General features: G+C 42.5%; 15 protein-coding genes. 7 read left to right on the plus strand and 8 right to left on the minus strand.

Annotated features, from left to right (window positions below; translation table 11 throughout):
• Nucleotides 1-110: 110 nt before the first annotated feature.
• On the minus strand, nucleotides 111-4,265 hold the full coding sequence (locus MUK70_RS14195) for a hybrid sensor histidine kinase/response regulator transcription factor (protein WP_234653097.1): 4,155 nt from the start codon (nucleotides 4,263-4,265) through the stop codon (nucleotides 111-113).
• A 767-nt stretch (nucleotides 4,266-5,032) separates the two neighbouring features.
• On the opposite strand from MUK70_RS14195, the gene MUK70_RS14200 reads away from it, so the two are divergent.
• The 4 genes from MUK70_RS14200 (at nucleotide 5,033) to MUK70_RS14215 (ending at nucleotide 8,049) form a co-directional block, all read left to right on the plus strand.
• Complete coding sequence (locus MUK70_RS14200) at nucleotides 5,033-5,395, plus strand: S41 family peptidase (RefSeq protein ID WP_234653099.1); 363 nt, start codon at nucleotides 5,033-5,035, stop codon at nucleotides 5,393-5,395.
• Nucleotides 5,396-6,066: 671 nt separating this feature from the next.
• Nucleotides 6,067-6,657, plus strand: a complete 591-nt coding sequence (locus MUK70_RS14205; protein WP_234653101.1) for a Crp/Fnr family transcriptional regulator — start codon at nucleotides 6,067-6,069, stop codon at nucleotides 6,655-6,657.
• A 104-nt stretch (nucleotides 6,658-6,761) separates the two neighbouring features.
• Entirely contained in the window at nucleotides 6,762-7,511 is a 750-nt protein-coding gene (locus tag MUK70_RS14210; protein ID WP_234653103.1) for an SDR family oxidoreductase, read from the plus strand.
• Between the two features lie 4 nt (nucleotides 7,512-7,515).
• Nucleotides 7,516-8,049: an SRPBCC family protein gene (locus tag MUK70_RS14215; RefSeq protein ID WP_234653105.1), complete on the plus strand. Its 534-nt coding sequence runs from the start codon at nucleotides 7,516-7,518 to the stop codon at nucleotides 8,047-8,049.
• Between the two features lie 315 nt (nucleotides 8,050-8,364).
• Here the strand turns inward: MUK70_RS14215 and MUK70_RS14220 are convergent, their stop codons facing one another.
• The 3 genes from MUK70_RS14220 to MUK70_RS14230 all read right to left on the minus strand — a co-directional run bounded on the left by MUK70_RS14220 (nucleotide 8,365) and on the right by MUK70_RS14230 (nucleotide 10,373).
• Nucleotides 8,365-9,336: a zinc-binding alcohol dehydrogenase family protein gene (locus MUK70_RS14220; RefSeq protein WP_234653107.1), complete on the minus strand. Its 972-nt coding sequence runs from the start codon at nucleotides 9,334-9,336 to the stop codon at nucleotides 8,365-8,367.
• 37 nt (nucleotides 9,337-9,373) lie between these two features.
• Nucleotides 9,374-9,664 carry a hypothetical protein gene (locus MUK70_RS14225; RefSeq protein WP_234653109.1) on the minus strand — a complete coding sequence of 97 codons (291 nt, stop codon included), beginning with the start codon at nucleotides 9,662-9,664 and terminating at the stop codon, nucleotides 9,374-9,376.
• 103 nt (nucleotides 9,665-9,767) lie between these two features.
• Complete coding sequence (locus tag MUK70_RS14230; RefSeq protein WP_234653111.1) at nucleotides 9,768-10,373, minus strand: Crp/Fnr family transcriptional regulator; 606 nt, start codon at nucleotides 10,371-10,373, stop codon at nucleotides 9,768-9,770.
• Between the two features lie 310 nt (nucleotides 10,374-10,683).
• Here MUK70_RS14230 and MUK70_RS14235 point away from each other — a divergent pair, with 310 nt between their 5' ends.
• Nucleotides 10,684-11,568, plus strand: coding sequence for a helix-turn-helix domain-containing protein (locus MUK70_RS14235; protein ID WP_234653113.1), 885 nt, complete (start codon nucleotides 10,684-10,686; stop codon nucleotides 11,566-11,568).
• 47 nt (nucleotides 11,569-11,615) lie between these two features.
• On the opposite strand, the gene MUK70_RS14240 is transcribed toward MUK70_RS14235, so the two are convergent.
• Nucleotides 11,616-12,539, minus strand: a complete 924-nt coding sequence (locus MUK70_RS14240) for a VOC family protein (RefSeq protein ID WP_234653115.1) — start codon at nucleotides 12,537-12,539, stop codon at nucleotides 11,616-11,618.
• A 284-nt stretch (nucleotides 12,540-12,823) separates the two neighbouring features.
• Between MUK70_RS14240 and MUK70_RS14245 the strand changes: the two genes are divergently transcribed.
• A complete protein-coding gene (locus tag MUK70_RS14245; protein WP_234653117.1) occupies nucleotides 12,824-13,102 on the plus strand; it encodes a hypothetical protein in 279 nt (92 codons plus the stop codon).
• Between the two features lie 88 nt (nucleotides 13,103-13,190).
• Nucleotides 13,191-13,544 (plus strand): hypothetical protein, encoded by a 354-nt coding sequence (locus MUK70_RS14250; RefSeq protein ID WP_234653119.1) that lies wholly within the window; start codon nucleotides 13,191-13,193, stop codon nucleotides 13,542-13,544.
• A gap of 448 nt (nucleotides 13,545-13,992) precedes the next feature.
• Here the strand turns inward: MUK70_RS14250 and MUK70_RS14255 are convergent, their stop codons facing one another.
• From MUK70_RS14255 to MUK70_RS14265, 3 genes are all read right to left on the minus strand, one after another.
• Nucleotides 13,993-15,441, minus strand: coding sequence for a S41 family peptidase (locus MUK70_RS14255; RefSeq protein ID WP_234653121.1), 1,449 nt, complete (start codon nucleotides 15,439-15,441; stop codon nucleotides 13,993-13,995).
• A 536-nt stretch (nucleotides 15,442-15,977) separates the two neighbouring features.
• Nucleotides 15,978-16,442, minus strand: a complete 465-nt coding sequence (locus MUK70_RS14260) for a hypothetical protein (RefSeq protein ID WP_234653122.1) — start codon at nucleotides 16,440-16,442, stop codon at nucleotides 15,978-15,980.
• A gap of 38 nt (nucleotides 16,443-16,480) precedes the next feature.
• Entirely contained in the window at nucleotides 16,481-16,948 is a 468-nt protein-coding gene (locus tag MUK70_RS14265) for a MarR family winged helix-turn-helix transcriptional regulator (protein ID WP_234653125.1), read from the minus strand.
• Between the last annotated feature and the right edge of the window lie 78 nt (nucleotides 16,949-17,026).

Raw genomic sequence — 17,026 nt, forward strand, 5'->3', positions numbered from 1 at the left:
CGGAAAACCTAAATCACAGAGACGTAGCTTTGGATCTCATGTATAAAAAAAGCGCCGGGCTGGCGCTTGAATTTCTGATCTGAAAATGAGGTTTTGAATAAATGACAATGTTAACTTTTCGCCATCCTGATCGTCTGCAAATACTGCGATGGGGATTTGCCGAATTCTTTCCTGAACGCGGAAGAAAAGTAGGAAGTGCTGGTATATCCGACCCGAACCGTGAGGTCGCTGATGGAAATATCCTCATGCGTCAGCAAATGCATCGCTTTTTTCAGCCGGACCGTCCGCACGAGGTCTCCTACTGATTGTCCGGTGATGGCCTGCACTTTCTGATAGAGCTTGGTTCTGCTGATAAACATATGCTGACAAATGAATTCAACATCGAGCGTGGGCGTTTCTAGATTGTCTTCAATAATGGCGACGACCTTTTCCAAAAATTCCTTATCCTTCATTGAATGCAAGCGATCCGAAGCGTCCACATAGTGATCGCTGGTGTATTTCGATTTCAGTTTCTGCTTCTGGTTGAAGATGTTATGAACCGTCAGCAGGAGCATATCCACACTCAGCGGTTTGGGGAAATAGTAATCCGCACCCGATTCCAGCCCAGTCACCTGCGCATCCAGCGCCTCTTTGGCCGACATCATAATGAACGGGATGTGGCTCGTTGCGGGCGCACTTTTTAGTTCGCGGCACAATTCCACTCCGTTCATCACCGGCATCATTACGTCGCTGATGATGAGGTCAGGCATTTTTTCGCAAGCCATTTCGTAGCCTTGCTTGCCGTCAACTGCTTCATATACAACATAGTTTTGCTTCAAACGGTCTTTTAAGAAATGCCTCAGTTCATCATTGTCTTCTACAAGCAGCACATGTGCAGTTATTTCCGAAGAAAGCGGGGATGTTGTTTCCGGTTCAGGATGATTGAATACAAGAATGTCGGCATAATCTATCTTTTCCAAACTGGCCTTAGGGCCACTGCCTGGCTCAATTTCTATAACTGGTTCCTGGCTTGGCTGATCGGGAATGGCGATGATGATTTCTGTTCCTTTGAGCTTTTCACTATACACATAAATATCGCCCTGGTGCAGACTGGTAAGCCCTTTTACCAAAGAAAGCCCAATCCCCGAACCCAAATGGTTATTGCTAGCGCGGTAATAACGATCAAATATAAGGCCAATCGACTCGGCGGAAATACCTATGCCGGTATCCACTATACGAAAGTAAACATACTGCTCCGATCGCCTTTCATGGAGTAATTTAAAGGATGCGCCGGGCGTAAATTCTGGTTCTTCCCAATCAAATAATACTTCCAGCGTCACTTGCCCTTCTGGTTTGGTATATTTGAAAGCATTGGTCAGGACATTAAAAAGAATCTTTTCCAAAACCTGTTCATCCAGCAAGGTTGTAATGCGTTCTTTTGGCGAAATAATTTTGAATTGAATGTTCTTGTTCGCGCTCAGATCCTCGAATGTGGTGTGGATTCCTTTTACAAATAAGTCCAGAGAAACCGGCTTTACTTCCAATGTAATGGCCGAGTCGGAAAGCTTTCTGAAATTCATCAACTCATTGATCAAGTTAAGGAGGCGTTTTGCATTGCGGTGCATCATTTGAAATGAATGATAATGCCCGGATTGCTTTGCTTCTTTTACTAAAACCTCTAACGGGCCCAAAATGAGCATTAATGGTGTGCGGAATTCGTGGGAAATGCTGGTGAAAAAGTCCAGTTGCTGCTGGTAAAGCTCCTCTCTGTGCTGATGGATTTCTTCTCTCTTTTGTTCTTCAACATTCCTGACCGCCAGTTCACTTTTCAGCCGGAACCACCTGATTTGATAAATGTAAACTCCGGCCAGCGACAGCATAATGATCAATGCATAAATTATTTTGGCTGTCAGTGATTTCCACCAAGGCGGAGCCACAGAAATGTTCAGAACCGCCTGATAACCACCCCAAACTCCATCATGATTGCTTGCTTCCACCAATAATTGGTAACTGTCATAATCCAGGTTCGTATAAGACGCCGAAGGATTGATGCCATCCGTATATTTCCAGTCCGTGTCGTAACCTTGTAATTTATACCTGTATTTGCATATCAGCGGATTGGAATACTGCATGGAAGAAAAATACACCACAAAGTTATTTTGTAAATAGCTCAAGTTCAGGTCTTTGCTGTAACTGGTCACTTCCTGCAATTGTGGCACCGGATTGTCTTTCTCGCCAATGTCAGCTTTCCTATTGTTCACAATCAGATCGGTAAATACAGGACGGACCCTTTCGCCGTTGCTTTTAATGCTGTCCGGATTGAAATAATTGAGCCCATTGATTCCGCCAAAATACAATCTGCCGTTTTCGCCGGTAAACGATGCACCCACTTTAAAACTGTTTCCCTGCAAGCCACTTTTTTGGTCGTAGCTCACCAATTTCTTTGTTTTTGGGTCAAAACATTGCAAACCATTGCCACCTACCCAGACTTTACCATGCGTATCGATTTCAATGCTTTCTACATCATTGAAAATCCCATAACGCTTTCCGTACGAGTGGATCACATAAGCATTATTTTTTTTCAATATCAACTGATTAAGTCCGCCTCCCAGCGTTCCGACCCAGTAAGTGCTGTCATTCTGTTTTTTGATTGGCCAGGCGTAAGGAGAACTCAGTGAATTGGGTTTGCCATTCGCTGTATAGCGGAAGGTTTTAGTGATCATTCCGTTATTGTCGATGATAAGACGGCGCAGTCCGCTGATGCCGGCCACCATTATTTCAGGGACTTTGTTATCCGCTGAAAAAAAATGGCCCTCGCCATGGTATCGAACATTAGCTATCTTGTTGTCTTTCAATATAATACAGCCAATCCGAACATTTCTAAGCGCAAACCAAATATTTCCATAGCAATCTTTGAATAACGCTGTGACGGCCTGCAGGGGCAGTTTTTCTGAACCCGGTATGTTAGATACAAGTTTTCCATTTTTAAGAACATCGATTCCCTTTCCAGTTCCAATCCAGAGATTATGATCTTCATCATAAACAAGGGCGTTTACCTGGTTACTTTTCAATTTTACAGGCGTATCGGTTGCGTAATGTTTGTAAGTTTTGGTAACGAAACTATATTCATTTAACCCATTTGCATTGGTGCCGATCCAAACCTTCTGTTCATTTTCTTCGAGTACGGCTTTGATTACGTTGCCTGATAAAGTGTTATTTAGCTGCGGGTTATTTTGGAATGTATAAAACAGTTTAGGATTTAAATCGCAAAAATTTACACCGCCGCCATAGGTGCAAGTCCACAAACAGTCGCTTCGATCGATGAACAAGCGGCTTAGAGTATTCGTATTTAAGCTTTGCACAAAACTATTACTCGTAATCAACTTTCTTGAAGCTGTTTTTCCATCGAGATACATTAAACCTTCTTCGGTAGAAATCCAATAGTTGTAACGGTTATCCTGCACAAGATCCAAAATATCCAGCCCTTTCCCCAATTCAGTCTCTGTTTCGACGGTTATCCCCCGGGAATTTGATTGACCTGCATAAATCGTCGCCGCATAATTCTGCCTGATTTTCAGAAGTTTCGTGTTCGAGCTGAGTAAGAGATTGTCTTCGCGGTCTAAAAAAATTCCTGAAAAATCGGCATAACGGCGGCCGGAAGCATTGCTAATATCAAAGCGCTTCAAATGAAGCTTGTGGTCAAAAGTCCATACGCCGTCATTGGCTGACAGGTACACAAGACCTTTTTTATCCACAACAAAATCGGTAAACTTCGTAGTCTTGAGATGCGGAAGGCTAAGGGCAGTGAGGCTATCACCATTTAAATGGTAAACTTTAAAAACGTTGCCCAGCAATGCTCCAATCGTCTTTTTATTAATTTGCACTATTTTATTAAAGTGCTGATCACCAATCGATTTTATTCCGAAATTATAATCGATATATCGCTCCCTTTTTGAATCAAAACATTGAATCCCGCCTTCTGTTGCTAACCATATCCGGCCATTATCCCCCATCCCCAGACTCAGAATTCTATTATTGGCAGCATTGCGCAGCGGGTAATTAGCATTGTAGAATTTTTTGATGGCATAACCGTCGTAACGGCTTAGCCCGTATAAAGTTGCGATCCAAATAAAACCAGCAGAGTCTTGCTTAATTTCTTTTGTGTCCGTGTGGGACAATCCATTATCAACGGTGAGATAGGAAAATTTAAGCGGTATCACCTGCGCGCTGGCGACAGCCACAAATTCTAGCAGAAGGCAAATGATCCCAAATATCCGAAATGTCAAAATTTTAGGTATTTTATTCAAAAGCATATGCCTTTCACTTCTACTATACAGATTGTCAATCCAAATCATACCTCAACCCTAATTTAGACAAAGAATTTGACAACTTTTTATACAAATGTAAACAAATGTAGTGAAGTGTTGACGTGACACATATTTTTTCGTTTGAATGTTTTGGTTAAAGCTGAAAATCGTAACATATGAAATAAATTATGAACAAAAGTTGATGGGAAACAGACGAAAATAGGAAACTAGCTTGAACGACAAATTGAGCTACCTTGAAAAATTTTCCTGTCCGAGCTTCAAACAAACTTCTTGAAGTAATATCGGTTCGTTGTCATGTTCCATGCCTTTATTGAGTAGCCACGGTGAAAGCCAGATTTCATCCAGGGGTTGCCACTGGCGGAACTTTAATATTTTAGTATTATACCCAAATGCCCTGTTCTGGTAGCATCCCTTTGTCCAGAGCCAATAGTTCAATTCCGGAATTCAGTTGCCCCATTTACAGAGAAACCTATTTGTATACCCTAATGAAATACTATAATGAGGATGTTAAAAAGTATATCTACCTTAATTTCAACTTTTTTAGCTCCATGTCTCTTGCTGGTTCAGCCATCAAGAGATGATAAATACCGGTTACAGCCCTACGCTCCGATTTTCGGATTATGCGGCAAGCTCTTGAAGAAATTCACCCAAGCCTGTATTTGTATACACCGAAAGATAGCCTGGACTCAATATTTGACCGGTCATTCAAGTTGATTTGCCGGCCAATGACCGAATCGGAATTTATGTCTTTCTTGTCCCCTGGAAGTTACCTTGTTACTTTCGACAGACCAGGCAACCGAGTTGGTGCTGATGAATATGAATTTGATTTTTTACCAGAAATGTGGAAATTAATAGACATCCAGCCTGTTGCAGATACAAAGCGTTTTCGGGGGAAAGTCTATGTATTGATTGACGGAGGAACGATCTCTAATGGCTCAAATTTTGCTGCCGCCCTTAAAGCATATTGCAAAAATGCGGTTTTTGTTGGCAGAGAAACAGGAGGAACCGAGTCTGGCTGCGGTGGTGGAACAAATAATAAGCTCACTCTGCCTAACTCAAAGCTTATTCTGCAATTCCCTTGGTTGTAATTTGTTTCTTCTTCGCCTAACCCTATTTATGGTCGTGGATTACAACCGGACTACCCAATTATAAATACACCCAAATCAGTTGCAGGGCACGTGGATCTAGATATGAAAAAAGCAATGGAGTTAATTAAGAATAGTGAGTTGAAGAGCAATAATAAGTAGTTTAGTGAATTTTGAGCGGGTTATACTCTTATCAAAGGGAATAATACTAACCACTACCATTGATTTATAGGCAACTATATAGGAGTTGGGACAAGGAATTTCGCACTCAACTTGTAACTTAGCGAACCCACTTAGCACTTTACCAGATGGCAGTTTTGGCAGGTATTCTTTTGTACGCCCTATGGCTTTCGACTGTATAGATTATGATGTTTTATCGAAAGAATAAACAGGCTGGATCTCCTTGGCCGACATCTGACCAAATCACCACTTTGGTGTTTGGTCGTGTAAAGACAAGTTTAGAAGTTAATCTTATATCTGCGTTGTATATTTTGCTTTGGAGTGTTTTTGCGCTGATTTCGTTTTTTCGGGGAGCTATGTGAGATCAGGCGTTATTTATTTACAACCAACTGGGTGACACGCTTGTGCTCATATTTAACCAGGCCATTACCAGTGCCGTTAACGACTGTGAGAAGTTAATTTAACCCATAGTATTTTTTAATTTTTACATTAAAATGACCAGCCAGGAAAAAATAGCTTCTTACGTAGAGAAATTTGTTCGTTTGACCGAGAAGGAAAAAATTGAATTTACAAGCAGATTCAAAGAAATCAGAATAAAGAAAAGACAGTTTATTGTTCAGCCTGACTTTGTTCCAAAGTGCAGATATTTTGTAATTAAAGGTGCTTTGAGAGCTTATGTTGTTGGAGACGAAGGTAAAGATCACACGATTCAATTTGCTGTAGAAGATTGGTGGATTTCAGATTACGACAGCTACATACATCAACAACCTGCAAGTATGTTTGTTGTTGCCCTGGAGGATTGTATTCTTTTGCAAATTAGTTTTGAGGATGAACAAACATTAAAGGCACTCAATCATAAATTTGAAACATTCTTCAGATATAAGGCTGAACTTGCAACAGCGTTTATGCAGAGAAGAATAGTTACAAATCTCACCAAGTCAGCAAAAGAGCGCTATGATCTTTTTATTGAAAGCCATCCAGAATTGGTACAACGCGTTCCACAGTACGCATTAGCTTCCTATTTGGGCATTACAACCCAATTCCTGTCAAAAATACGGAATCAAAAAAACCTCATAAAAAGTTAATCCAGTTTCACTTCTTTTCTTCTTCTAGTTGATTTTTAAATTTTAAGAATCAACTCACTTTTGCATTGTCAGTTTTGACAAATGACAATTGACTAAAAATCGGAATGGAAAAATTAAAAAACAAAGTAGCTGTTATTACGGGTGGTAATAGTGGCATGGGTTTAGCCACCGCAAAATTATTTGCCACAGAAGGAGCCAAAGTAGCAATAACTGGTCGCAATGAAGCAACCTTAAAAAAAGCCGTTTCAGAAATAGGAAACAATGCAATAGGCGTTAGAGCCGATGTATTAAACTTAAAAAGCATTGTTAATGCTTATGCTGAAATTGCTGCCAGGCATGGTAAATTTGATGTATTAATTGTTAACGCAGGAGTTTATAAAGGTCTTCCGTTGGCTGATTTTACCGAAGAACTATTTGATGAACTCGTTGATATTAATTTTAAAGGAGCTTTCTTCTCAGTTCAAAAGGCCTTACCATTTTTAAATGACGGTGCATCTGTTGTAATGACATCTTCGGTTTCAAGTGAAAGTGGAGCGGCAACCGCTTCGGTCTATGGTGCAACAAAAGCTGCTATACGCTCTTTAGCCCGCGGTTTTTCTGCTGACCTGTTAGAGCGAAACATACGAGTCAATGTTCTTTCTCCGGGACCTATTGAAACACCTATTTTTGACAGATTAGGAATGCCTCAGGAAAATGTAAATGGAATCAAACAATATCTTGCCAGCGGAGTGCCTTTAAAACGGTTGGGTACTATTGATGAAATGGCAAAAGGCTTTTTATACCTGGCAAGTGATGATTCATCTTTTATGTTAGCAGGAGAAATTGTACTGGACGGAGGAATTGGACAGATGTAAATAAATGGCAAGAAAAATTTTAAATATCGCAATTGTACTCCTGGTTGCTGTCATTTTACTGATAGCTGGATTAGAGGTTTTCAGTTCTTACCCCAATGGGGCTTTAGTTTATAATACCGAAGCCCCGGTGCAATCGGTAAAATCGATAATTGTTCATGCAAGCGCAAAAAAAACTTGGACAATAATGAGCGAAGTTAATAAATGGGAAACCTGGGAAAGCGATAATAAAAGCCCCGTTTTAAAAGGAGCTTTTAAGTCTGGCAACTCATTTACCTGGAAGTCTAACGGTCTACGAATTCATTCTACTATCAAAATAGCTGAACCTTATTCAAAAATCGCCTGGTCCGGACCTGCATTCGGCTGCTTTGCGATCCATACCTGGACTTTTACAGGACTTCCAAATGGAAATACAAGGGTTGATGTCAGAGAAAGCATGCAAGGGTGGCTAGTTAGTTTAATGACGGATAAATTCCAGACAGGTCTCGATGCATCGCTTAATAAATGGTTGTCGTCACTCAAGATTAGAGCGGAAAAATAGTTATTCATTCCAGTGGCAGCTTCATAAGCTGCGGCTTTGTAAGAAATACCTAAACTAGCGCCTGGCATTCGTACGGATTTATGAGAGTCCTTAGCGGGCAGTCTGCTTTATAAATTGTAAGGCCCGGTCCATAATTTCGCCTTGCCGGGCCAGCTCCCCCTGAATTGTCAACGAAACCGAAATGTCGATCTTGACGCCTAGTCGTTGATTGGGCCTACCGTCGGCCTTCTATCACATCCACATAAGATGTGCCTTTCACAGATTCGGTTGGGAAAAGCGCTTCTTGAACATTTTGTTGCATAAAAACTCGTGGTTTCAATCGGTGGTTATTACAATTTTTCCGCTTGCCTTGTTGCTATCCATCAGCTTGTGCGCTCTGGCAATATCGCCGAGCTTAAATACACCGCCGATACTTAATTCTATTTCGCCGTTTTCTACCATCGATATAAACTCCTGAAAGGCATCCACTTCGATTTTTATCTGTCCGCTGTCAAACACAGTCAGGTTTACAGTGGCAGGAATGTAGTCCATTGGAGCAAAATCTTTAATGCTCCAAATTTCAGAAAGCATGCCGGTCATACACACGCTTCCTCCTGGTTTCGCGCAGGAAAGCGAATCCTTTAACGTATTGGCCCCGACCAGTTCCAATATTTTGTCGATTCCCTCTGGATAAAGCTTATCAACCTGTGCTTTCAGGTTGCCATTATCAATCAGCACAGCTTCTGCGCCTTTTTCGAGCAAAAACTGCTTTTTTTCTTCACTGCGACTCGTTGCAATGACATTCAGGCCTTCATGGCTGGCCATCTGAATGGCTAAGAGTCCAATGGATGATGTACCACCACGAACCAGGATGCTTTCACCCTTTTGTATGCGCAGCGCTAGGTGCAAAGAGCCATAAACGGTCTGGAACATTTCAGGGATTGCCCCGAGTACGTCCCAGGGAAGCTTACTGGTAAACGGATAGATGATGGAATTGGGTAGGACAGCATATTCTGCGTAACTCCCATCATAATCTCTGCCCATTCCACCCATACAAGCAGCCACTTGCTGCCCGGGCTGCCATTTTCCGCTGGGGTCGCTAACAATTTCACCCACACATTCAATGCCCAATATCCTGGGGAAGACCACTCCGGGGGAGTAGCCTTTGCGGGTCATCAGCTCAGAACGGTTTAGCCCGAAAGCCTTTACTTTCACAAGTACCTGATCCAGGCCAGCCTGGGGCACGGCTCTATCTTCAATTGTCAACTGTTCTGGTCCTCCTGCCGTGTAAATTACCGCTGCTTTCATATTGGTCATTTAGATTTTAGGCGTGTGGGCGCCTAATTCAGATCTTGTTAAAAATATACCGGAAAATCTTGCAGTCTTCCGCCTCTCTTCGCACTACAAAGAAATCCCTCGTTTTTACGGCGATGGATTGACCTTGGGTGTTTTCAGTTGTCACTGTTGCGATGCTTTCAGCAAATGCAAAATCACTTTCCACGGCCAGATTTTTAAGCAAAAACTCAGCTTTCAAGGTTTGGGTTTGAAAGAAACGTTCGGCTTTCTTGTGAATTTGCTGCGCGCCGCGGATCGTTGCAAAACCATCGGGCATATCATCTTCCATGCAATCATTCACTCCATTGAAGGTGAAGAGAGTATATAATTGAATGCTATGCAAAGTTGTGGCCAAACATTGAAACAGACTCATAAACAACTGCAAGAAAAACCCTTAAACTATGTTAAGATTTTTCCCTGGAAACGATTGACTTTCGGATTTTACTTAAAAATTCAGGGGTGATGCCCAGGTAAGAAGCAATCTGGGAATTGGGAAGACGGTTAAGCAAATGAGGGTACCGGGCCAGAAACGACTGGTAACGTTGCTCTCCGGTAGAGCTGATATTTTCTAAAACCCTGATTTGCAACTCGATATATTTCTGCTCAGTGATAATGCGGAAATTACGGTCGAATTTATGATGGTTGATAAATAGATAAAGAAGATCTGGCTTCTTAATTTGAAGGATGACGGATGGCTCAATAGCCTCAATATACATCAGGCTTGGCTTTTCTGAATAAAAGCTATTTAAATCGGCAATCCACCGGTCCGCCGGCCGGCCATTCTCGGCAACAAATTGCAGGTTGTGCTCCACGCCCTTCTGGTCTACATGGTACATCTTAAAACATCCCGAAACGACGAAGGTATAGTATTGGCACACATCTCCCTGATGCAGTATGAAATGGCGACGTTTCACCTGCTTTTCAACAAATAATCGAGTTATTTCAGCCCGCTCTTTTTCAGCAAGCGGAAAATATTGTTTGAAATATTCTATAAGTTGAGATGTGGCCAAAATTTAAGATTTAGAGTAAAAATGTGATTTAAAATTATTGAAATAACACTATGGAAGCAGCACGCGATTTAATAGTTAAGTTTAACAGGATGTTCGGCTGAGATAGAGTTCCTACAAAAAATGGAACGAACCGAGTATTCCCTCCCATTTAATTCTAGACAAGTGAAATTTTAGTCTGTCCCACTTTGTTTCAAAGAAAATTCCTGGCAAACAACAACAAGCTAGTCTTTGGATTAAAAGCAATCGAGAAACAGGATCACACAAATGGAGTTTATATTTCTTTACACCGGATCAAAAAGCGTATCACCTTATGCCTGATGCAATTCCCAAGTTTGCCATTGCCGAAGTCCTGAAGGGACATTCTTCACAGGCACTGCTTTCGGAGGACTATCACTTGACGGTGAGTCCACCTGGCCACAAATTAACCAATATTCCTTACCGTACCACGTTCTACGCCGTAGGCCTGTGCCGGGCGGGCACCGTGGAGTTAAAAGTAAACCGGGATTACTACCACGTAGCTCCCGGTTCACTAATGCTTCTGGGGCCTGAGGCGTTGCGCCACTGGCAGCAGCAATCGGCCGACTATTACACCGAAGCCCTGTTTTTTACCGAAACCTTTTTCTCGGCGCCTTATACGGATCCGACGCGACTGCGGCAATTCGCCTTCTTTAGTGCCCAAGCCACGCGGGTGCTGTCTCTATCAGCGGCCGAGGTAGCACAGGTGGGGCAGCTGCTAGAGCAAGTCCGGCAAACCCTCAAGCGGCCGAGCCAACACCAGGCCGACATTGTGCGTAGCTACGTTACCATCCTACTGCTCGTAGCCGCCGACAGTTATGAGCAGCGCATGACTCTTGCAGAAGCTCCGCCACGCCAGATAGACTTGGTGACCCGTTTCCAGCTGCTCGTAGCGCAGCCTGACCCGCATTGTCGCCGAGTAGCCGACTATGCTAGTTTGCTTTGTGTTACCAGTAAGTATTTAAGCGAAACCTTGAAGGCAACCACGGGCAAAACGGCAGGAGAATGGATTGATAGCCAGGTGCTACGTGAAGCCCGCCACCTGCTCTGGCAGACCGATCGGAGTATAATGCAGGTCGCCGAAGAGTTGGGCTTCAGCGATGCGTCGGCCTTTGGCAAATTCTTCCGGCGTCAGACGGGACAGACCCCACTAGCCTATAAACAACAGAGGCCCCTGTAAATCAAGACTTCTTAGATAGGTAGCAAAGCCCCGCGAAGGGCTCTGGATCAAATCGGGTCCATCGACGACTGTAGCCTTAGACCGGACTCCGGGCCTGGCTGATACAACTCAATAAGCATGTCTTCATTGTCTCTAATGAACGTATAGCGGTCTCCGCTACCATCGGGTACGACGTTGAGTGTAAATGCTTGCTCAACTCCCTTGGCCATCAACTCCATAAGAATGTTGTCGAGGTCATCCACAAAAATCGCAAAGTGATTTATTCCTCCAAAGCTTAGGTTTGATTCAGCCTCTTTCCGTCCGTCCTCCATCGGCATGGCGTTCTCAATCTGAAAGAACTCAAGCCTGAGATCGCCACGTCCGATGAACGCCACGCTCGCTCCCGGAAAGCCAAAGTCAGTCAATCTCTTGAAGCCGAGATGCTTCTCATACCAGGCGATCGTTGCTTCCAGGTTGCGCACGGTGATACCAACATGGTGGAAATAGTTGAGGCGGTCTGACGCTGTATGTTGCTTAATGATTCTTTCTGCGGAGCGACTCGGAAAGAAGTCTTCAAGAATCCGACTTGGATTAAAAAATTCGCGGTAATGGGCGATTTGCTCGCCTCGCATGGTCAGGCGTGCGTTGTATACCTGGTGGTAGGTCTTGCCGGTAGCCGTCACTAAGCCACCGCCTTCGAACTCTACAAACAACGTATTTGGGTCAAAGCTGGCCGAAAAAGTCAAGTTCGTAAAGCTCCAGTTGGAAACAAGGCGGGTTACGTTTACCAAGTGTGCCGTCACGGCGTCGCGCCCTTCCACCCGATTAGCGAAAGGGGCGGGTGCATATGGATACTCGTGCACCACGTCCTCCGTAATCAAATTCGCATAGGCTTCAGCAGTCATAGCGGGGTTAGTGAACAACGCAAGGTGCTGCCGAAATGCGCGCTCCGCGCGAGTCATGCTGCTGTTGTCGGTGATGTCTGAGCTCATGTAGTAATATTAATTAATGGTTGAATTTTTTGATATTTCCTTTTGCCGCCTGCGCGCTCCAAGGTTGGATTATTTTACCATATTGACCATCCAGAGGCATCGCATTTGGTGCAGTAAAGGTCGGCATGGTTTCCACCCCCATGTCAGTTCACTTGACGGGTATTCTGGTTCCGAATACGCTATTTTGAAATGGCAGGCTTACAGCGAGATAGAATTGATTTGATGCATACCTGTGAACTGGATGCAGCTGAAGCCGTAAGAATATTTAGCAATAGGGCAAAGTGATGGCCATGGTTTTTGCGATGGCTTCCGAAATTAAAAGAGACCTGATCAGCAAACGGACGAAAGAGTCACTCGCTGCTAAAAAGTTATCAGGTATAAAACTTGGCAGACCTTCTGGCCCAGGTAAAAGCAAACTTGATCAGTATAGACCGGAGATCGAGGCGTTGCTGCTCAGTGGGTCAAGTCAGAAGTACATTGCCGACCGTTATCGGGTTACTGAAGCGACTTTATCGAATTGGATTAAAAAGAATGGTGTCAAAAAATATCAGAAAGCGGCCTAAGTTTCAAAAATCATGCTCTACAAACCCTTAACTGTTTTCGGATTTAAGTAGGCCATTAAGCATAGAATCAGTACAAAAGGCGCACGGAGTGTTTCAATATAACCCAAGCGGCTTTACGGTTTCCTATGAAAACATTTCAATAGATATAATGTGGAAAGACATTTCACAAATAAGCGTTTTCAAACGAGATCTGTTTACCATTGATAGGATCGACATGGATATCGTATACAGAGATAAACTATTGTCCATCAGCGAGGATCTTCCTGGCTGGGATCAATTTATTCAAAAAGCCAGCGAGACTTTCCGCAAAATTCCAGAAGGCTGGGAAGCAAATGTTGTTCTACCTCCCTTTACCAAGAACTTATCTACAATTTATAGTAGATTCCCTGACTTCATATTAATGGGAAAAGCTCCCCGACTTATTAGCGTTGATCGATCCTAATGAGATAGATGACGGGTTGTGAAATCGAAGAAGACCAGCTATTAAAGTGGAATGCATAAAATTGTATGCAATTCAATTCTGAAATATCTGCGCAAAATAATGTTGAAATTCACAAAATGGGAAGGAAAACACAGACGTTCAAGAGTACAGAAAAACCACTGTATTTTACCGACGCCGATAAACTAACAAATGCGAAAGTGCTGCGGACCTTCTGCCTTTGTAAATATGAGGAATTGGTAAATGATTCCTTACCGTCTTGAAGGCTTTTATTGTATGTATGACCCTGGATCTAACACAGAGACGTTTTCCTTATATCATGTGAAACAACCGCCTTATATGCATTCAGGAAGTTCGAAGGATCAACAACAGATTGAGATGTTACTCATCATTGTGATCCTGGCCAACGAGGAGCTGCTCAACCAACGTTATCTGCTACAAGTCACTGGCATTAATTATTCTTTAATGATTTTTCGGTTGTCATTAGATTTAGCGCAAAGTTTAAAGCATCCCGATACGCTACATGATGGTCTGGGATTACGCCATTGAAATCTGATTTTTTAGCTCCAATGTTGAAATATAAATTATGTGATATGGTTAGCTCCATACTTGTCATGGGTAGATGCGTGGTAATGATGTCTCCGAAGCTTACAATCAATCCACCAGTTTCCTGTCCCACTAATGTTCCGAGTTTGTAATGATGAATAGCCTGGGCAAAATCAGCAGCAGATGAAAACGTAAAGGGACTTGTCAACACGATAAGCTTACCATCAAACCTGTTTAACAAATCCTTTTTCCTTATAAGCTTGCAGTCTTCTACTTCGATGCTGCCATTTTTTTTTCGCATTATTGCTTTGTAGGCACTGGATTTCGTATCAGTATTTGCATTGTTCTTATACCTTTCTTTTTGCAGCTGGCTATACTTTGTGACCACTTTGGTGTATTGGGTGAAGTCGGATTTGATAAAATATTGTAAAAATTCGTCACCAATTTCAGAATCTCCCCCCAGGTTGGATCTTAAATCAATGATGAGTTTGTCGACTCCCCGCTCTTTAAGCAATGAAAAGGTCGAATCAGCAAAACGTAGAAATGAAGGCTTGTCTTCAAAGCTGCGAAAGTCGATGAGGGCAGTATTCAGACTATCCATCAGTTTCAAACTATAAGGCGCCTGACTGGGTGCTGCATTAATTTCCTTTGGCCTGCGCTTATTAAAGTCCATTTCCCTAATACCAGCAAGTGCTATTTCCTTCACTCCCTGCTCCGAAGCATAAGTAATGGTGTAGCTGCTATCTATATTATAAAGCTGTTTCAAATGAAATTGAAGAAATGAGCTTCCAAAGGCAAGGCGAAAATCCCGACTTTCCCCAGAGGTCATTTTGATGATGCCATTGATCAGGTCTTCTGATGAGATGTTGTTAATTGACAAGATTTCCCCATTTACCGGAATGGGTATGTCCAGATCGGGCAGGATAGGTCCCTGATAAGAGATATAAGGCTTTATTGGTGAGAACTTTAACTTGACCGGTATCTTGAACGGATTGGGGTATAGGTCATAGAATTCGGATAATGGCATGGCTAAATCCGTATGCCCATCTTCAAGCTTAACGATGACAGGTTCTATAAGCTGGTAAAATAACAAAGTTGATAAAGGCTCGTTTATCTGGCGTTTAACATTAGACATGTCTCTGTAAAAGGAATCTTTTGGATACCGAAAATAAGGATCGGGATGGGTATCTTCTATAAATTTAACCAGGGAATCAATATCACTCTTTAGCTTTTCCGGTTCATATTTCTTTTGCAGGTTTTGTCCCTGCCCCAAACTGAGATTTGCACTAAAAAAAAATAGAAACTCAACGAGTACAATAAAGTTAATCCTAGTGCCCCCAACTGTAACCCTCATTTTTTATGTAGTTAAATAAACAATTTGAATCAATGATATGTCGACCAAGCGGTGTACTATTGATTCAAATAAGAGACACTTTTTTGTCAAAGATGTTGCACAACGTTGCAACACGTCTGAAATTTAGTCGCTTAGAGTAGTGTTATGCCGAGCATACCTCATCTGGCCTCAGTGACGGGGATGAGCGAAAGCAAACTGCGCCGATTTTTTCGGCAGGTTTTCGGCTGGACTTTGAGAACCTGAGTCATTTTTCTCGTGTCTTTGAGCAGCATTTGTTCAAAAGCGCAAACAATATGCAAAATTGGCTTAGTATGAGTGGTCGATTAGTATTAAAGTCGCCGAACAACTCCAGACTGCGGCCACTCTATTGGCTTTCGGTATACACTTACCCAATGATCCCGGTAATTGTTTGCTCCCTTATTTTCACAAAACCCTGGAACGTAAGAGTAGTAGCAAAAGATTCTAAAATAAACGTTGGATTTGGTAAAGCAGCGTTAGATGCCGACTGCCCTATTTGAGTCGATTTCTAAATTCGTTTATGATCCGATTGCAGGTGTTGCCTTGAAGCGACGGGTTAACCGGAATCCGTCCCGTATCATCAAGCCCAATAGCAGTATGTTTGTAGCTCCAACAATCAATTCAGCGACTTGGGCAGCAAAGAATAATGAATCTATTTCGTCGTTACACGCCTTGTAAAAAAGGAAGGAAGCCAGAGACAGCAAAATCACTCCATTAAGGGCTATCCAACGCATTCTTCCCCGTTTTTTTTCTACCCGCGCATCTTTTGACTTTCCTGCTAGTTTGTTTCCGGTTAAGGCAGCGGCAGGCACTAATATTACCATCGCCCACATGGTGAAGAATATGATCTTTTTGAGCTGGATTAACCAAGCAAGATTGCCGGATAATTCACAGGCCAACGAGGCGAGGAAGAAAATTAGGATCAATAAAAAGGCTGATATGCCAGCTATGGCATGAATTGAAGATGTGGTTTTGCGTTTCATGATAATAATGTTTGATATATCAATTAATAATGTAAATTTTAGTTTTTTAGATTAGCCGCAATTTTCAGCGTGAGTTTATTAAGAACTGCCAATTCCTCTGGTTCCATTCCACGTGTAGCCCGATCCAAGCCCTTTTTGGCACATGCAATCAATCGAGGGACTAGTTCTTCGCCCGCTGGCGTCAGGGATAAGTAATGATTCCGACGATCCTGCCCAAACTGGCGTTGAATAAGCTGTTTTTTTTCCAGAACGATCAATGATCTGGTGATACTTGCATTGTCTCTTGACGTTGCCACAGCCAGGTCTTGCTGATTCATGCTTCCTCGTTCGTGTAACCTGAATAGCAGCGCCCATTGCTCTGCCATGACATCAATATTCTCACGCCTTAATTGCTCATTCAGTTCACGTTTAAGCAAATTAGCTACAATGTTAAAGTTGTACCCAATAGAATCATCTAAAACGAATTCTTTCATAAGATCATAATCAATGTTTGATATATCAAACATTATCTGCGATTTTTAGTTCAGTACTTATACAATTAAGGTTTAATCCTTTACAAACGTTTCAACGATATTGCGAATTCA

The organism is Dyadobacter chenwenxiniae, from assembly GCF_022869785.1.
In the GTDB taxonomy this organism is placed as follows: Bacteria; Bacteroidota; Bacteroidia; order Cytophagales; family Spirosomataceae; genus Dyadobacter; species Dyadobacter chenwenxiniae.

Excerpts from the sequence above, each read along its gene's own strand:
- MUK70_RS14200 (WP_234653099.1), top strand. The coding sequence starts at position 5,033 with ATGACCGAATCGGAATTTATGTCTTTCTTGTCCCCTGGAAGTTACCTT.
- MUK70_RS14205 (WP_234653101.1), top strand. The coding sequence starts at position 6,067 with ATGACCAGCCAGGAAAAAATAGCTTCTTACGTAGAGAAATTTGTTCGT.
- MUK70_RS14210 (WP_234653103.1), top strand. The coding sequence starts at position 6,762 with ATGGAAAAATTAAAAAACAAAGTAGCTGTTATTACGGGTGGTAATAGT.
- MUK70_RS14215 (WP_234653105.1), top strand. The coding sequence starts at position 7,516 with ATGGCAAGAAAAATTTTAAATATCGCAATTGTACTCCTGGTTGCTGTC.
- MUK70_RS14220 (WP_234653107.1), bottom strand. The coding sequence starts at position 9,336 with ATGAAAGCAGCGGTAATTTACACGGCAGGAGGACCAGAACAGTTGACA.
- MUK70_RS14235 (WP_234653113.1), top strand. The coding sequence starts at position 10,684 with ATGCCTGATGCAATTCCCAAGTTTGCCATTGCCGAAGTCCTGAAGGGA.
- MUK70_RS14240 (WP_234653115.1), bottom strand. The coding sequence starts at position 12,539 with ATGAGCTCAGACATCACCGACAACAGCAGCATGACTCGCGCGGAGCGC.
- MUK70_RS14245 (WP_234653117.1), top strand. The coding sequence starts at position 12,824 with ATGGCCATGGTTTTTGCGATGGCTTCCGAAATTAAAAGAGACCTGATC.
- MUK70_RS14255 (WP_234653121.1), bottom strand. The coding sequence starts at position 15,441 with ATGAGGGTTACAGTTGGGGGCACTAGGATTAACTTTATTGTACTCGTT.
- MUK70_RS14260 (WP_234653122.1), bottom strand. The coding sequence starts at position 16,442 with ATGAAACGCAAAACCACATCTTCAATTCATGCCATAGCTGGCATATCA.
- MUK70_RS14265 (WP_234653125.1), bottom strand. The coding sequence starts at position 16,948 with ATGTTTGATATATCAAACATTGATTATGATCTTATGAAAGAATTCGTT.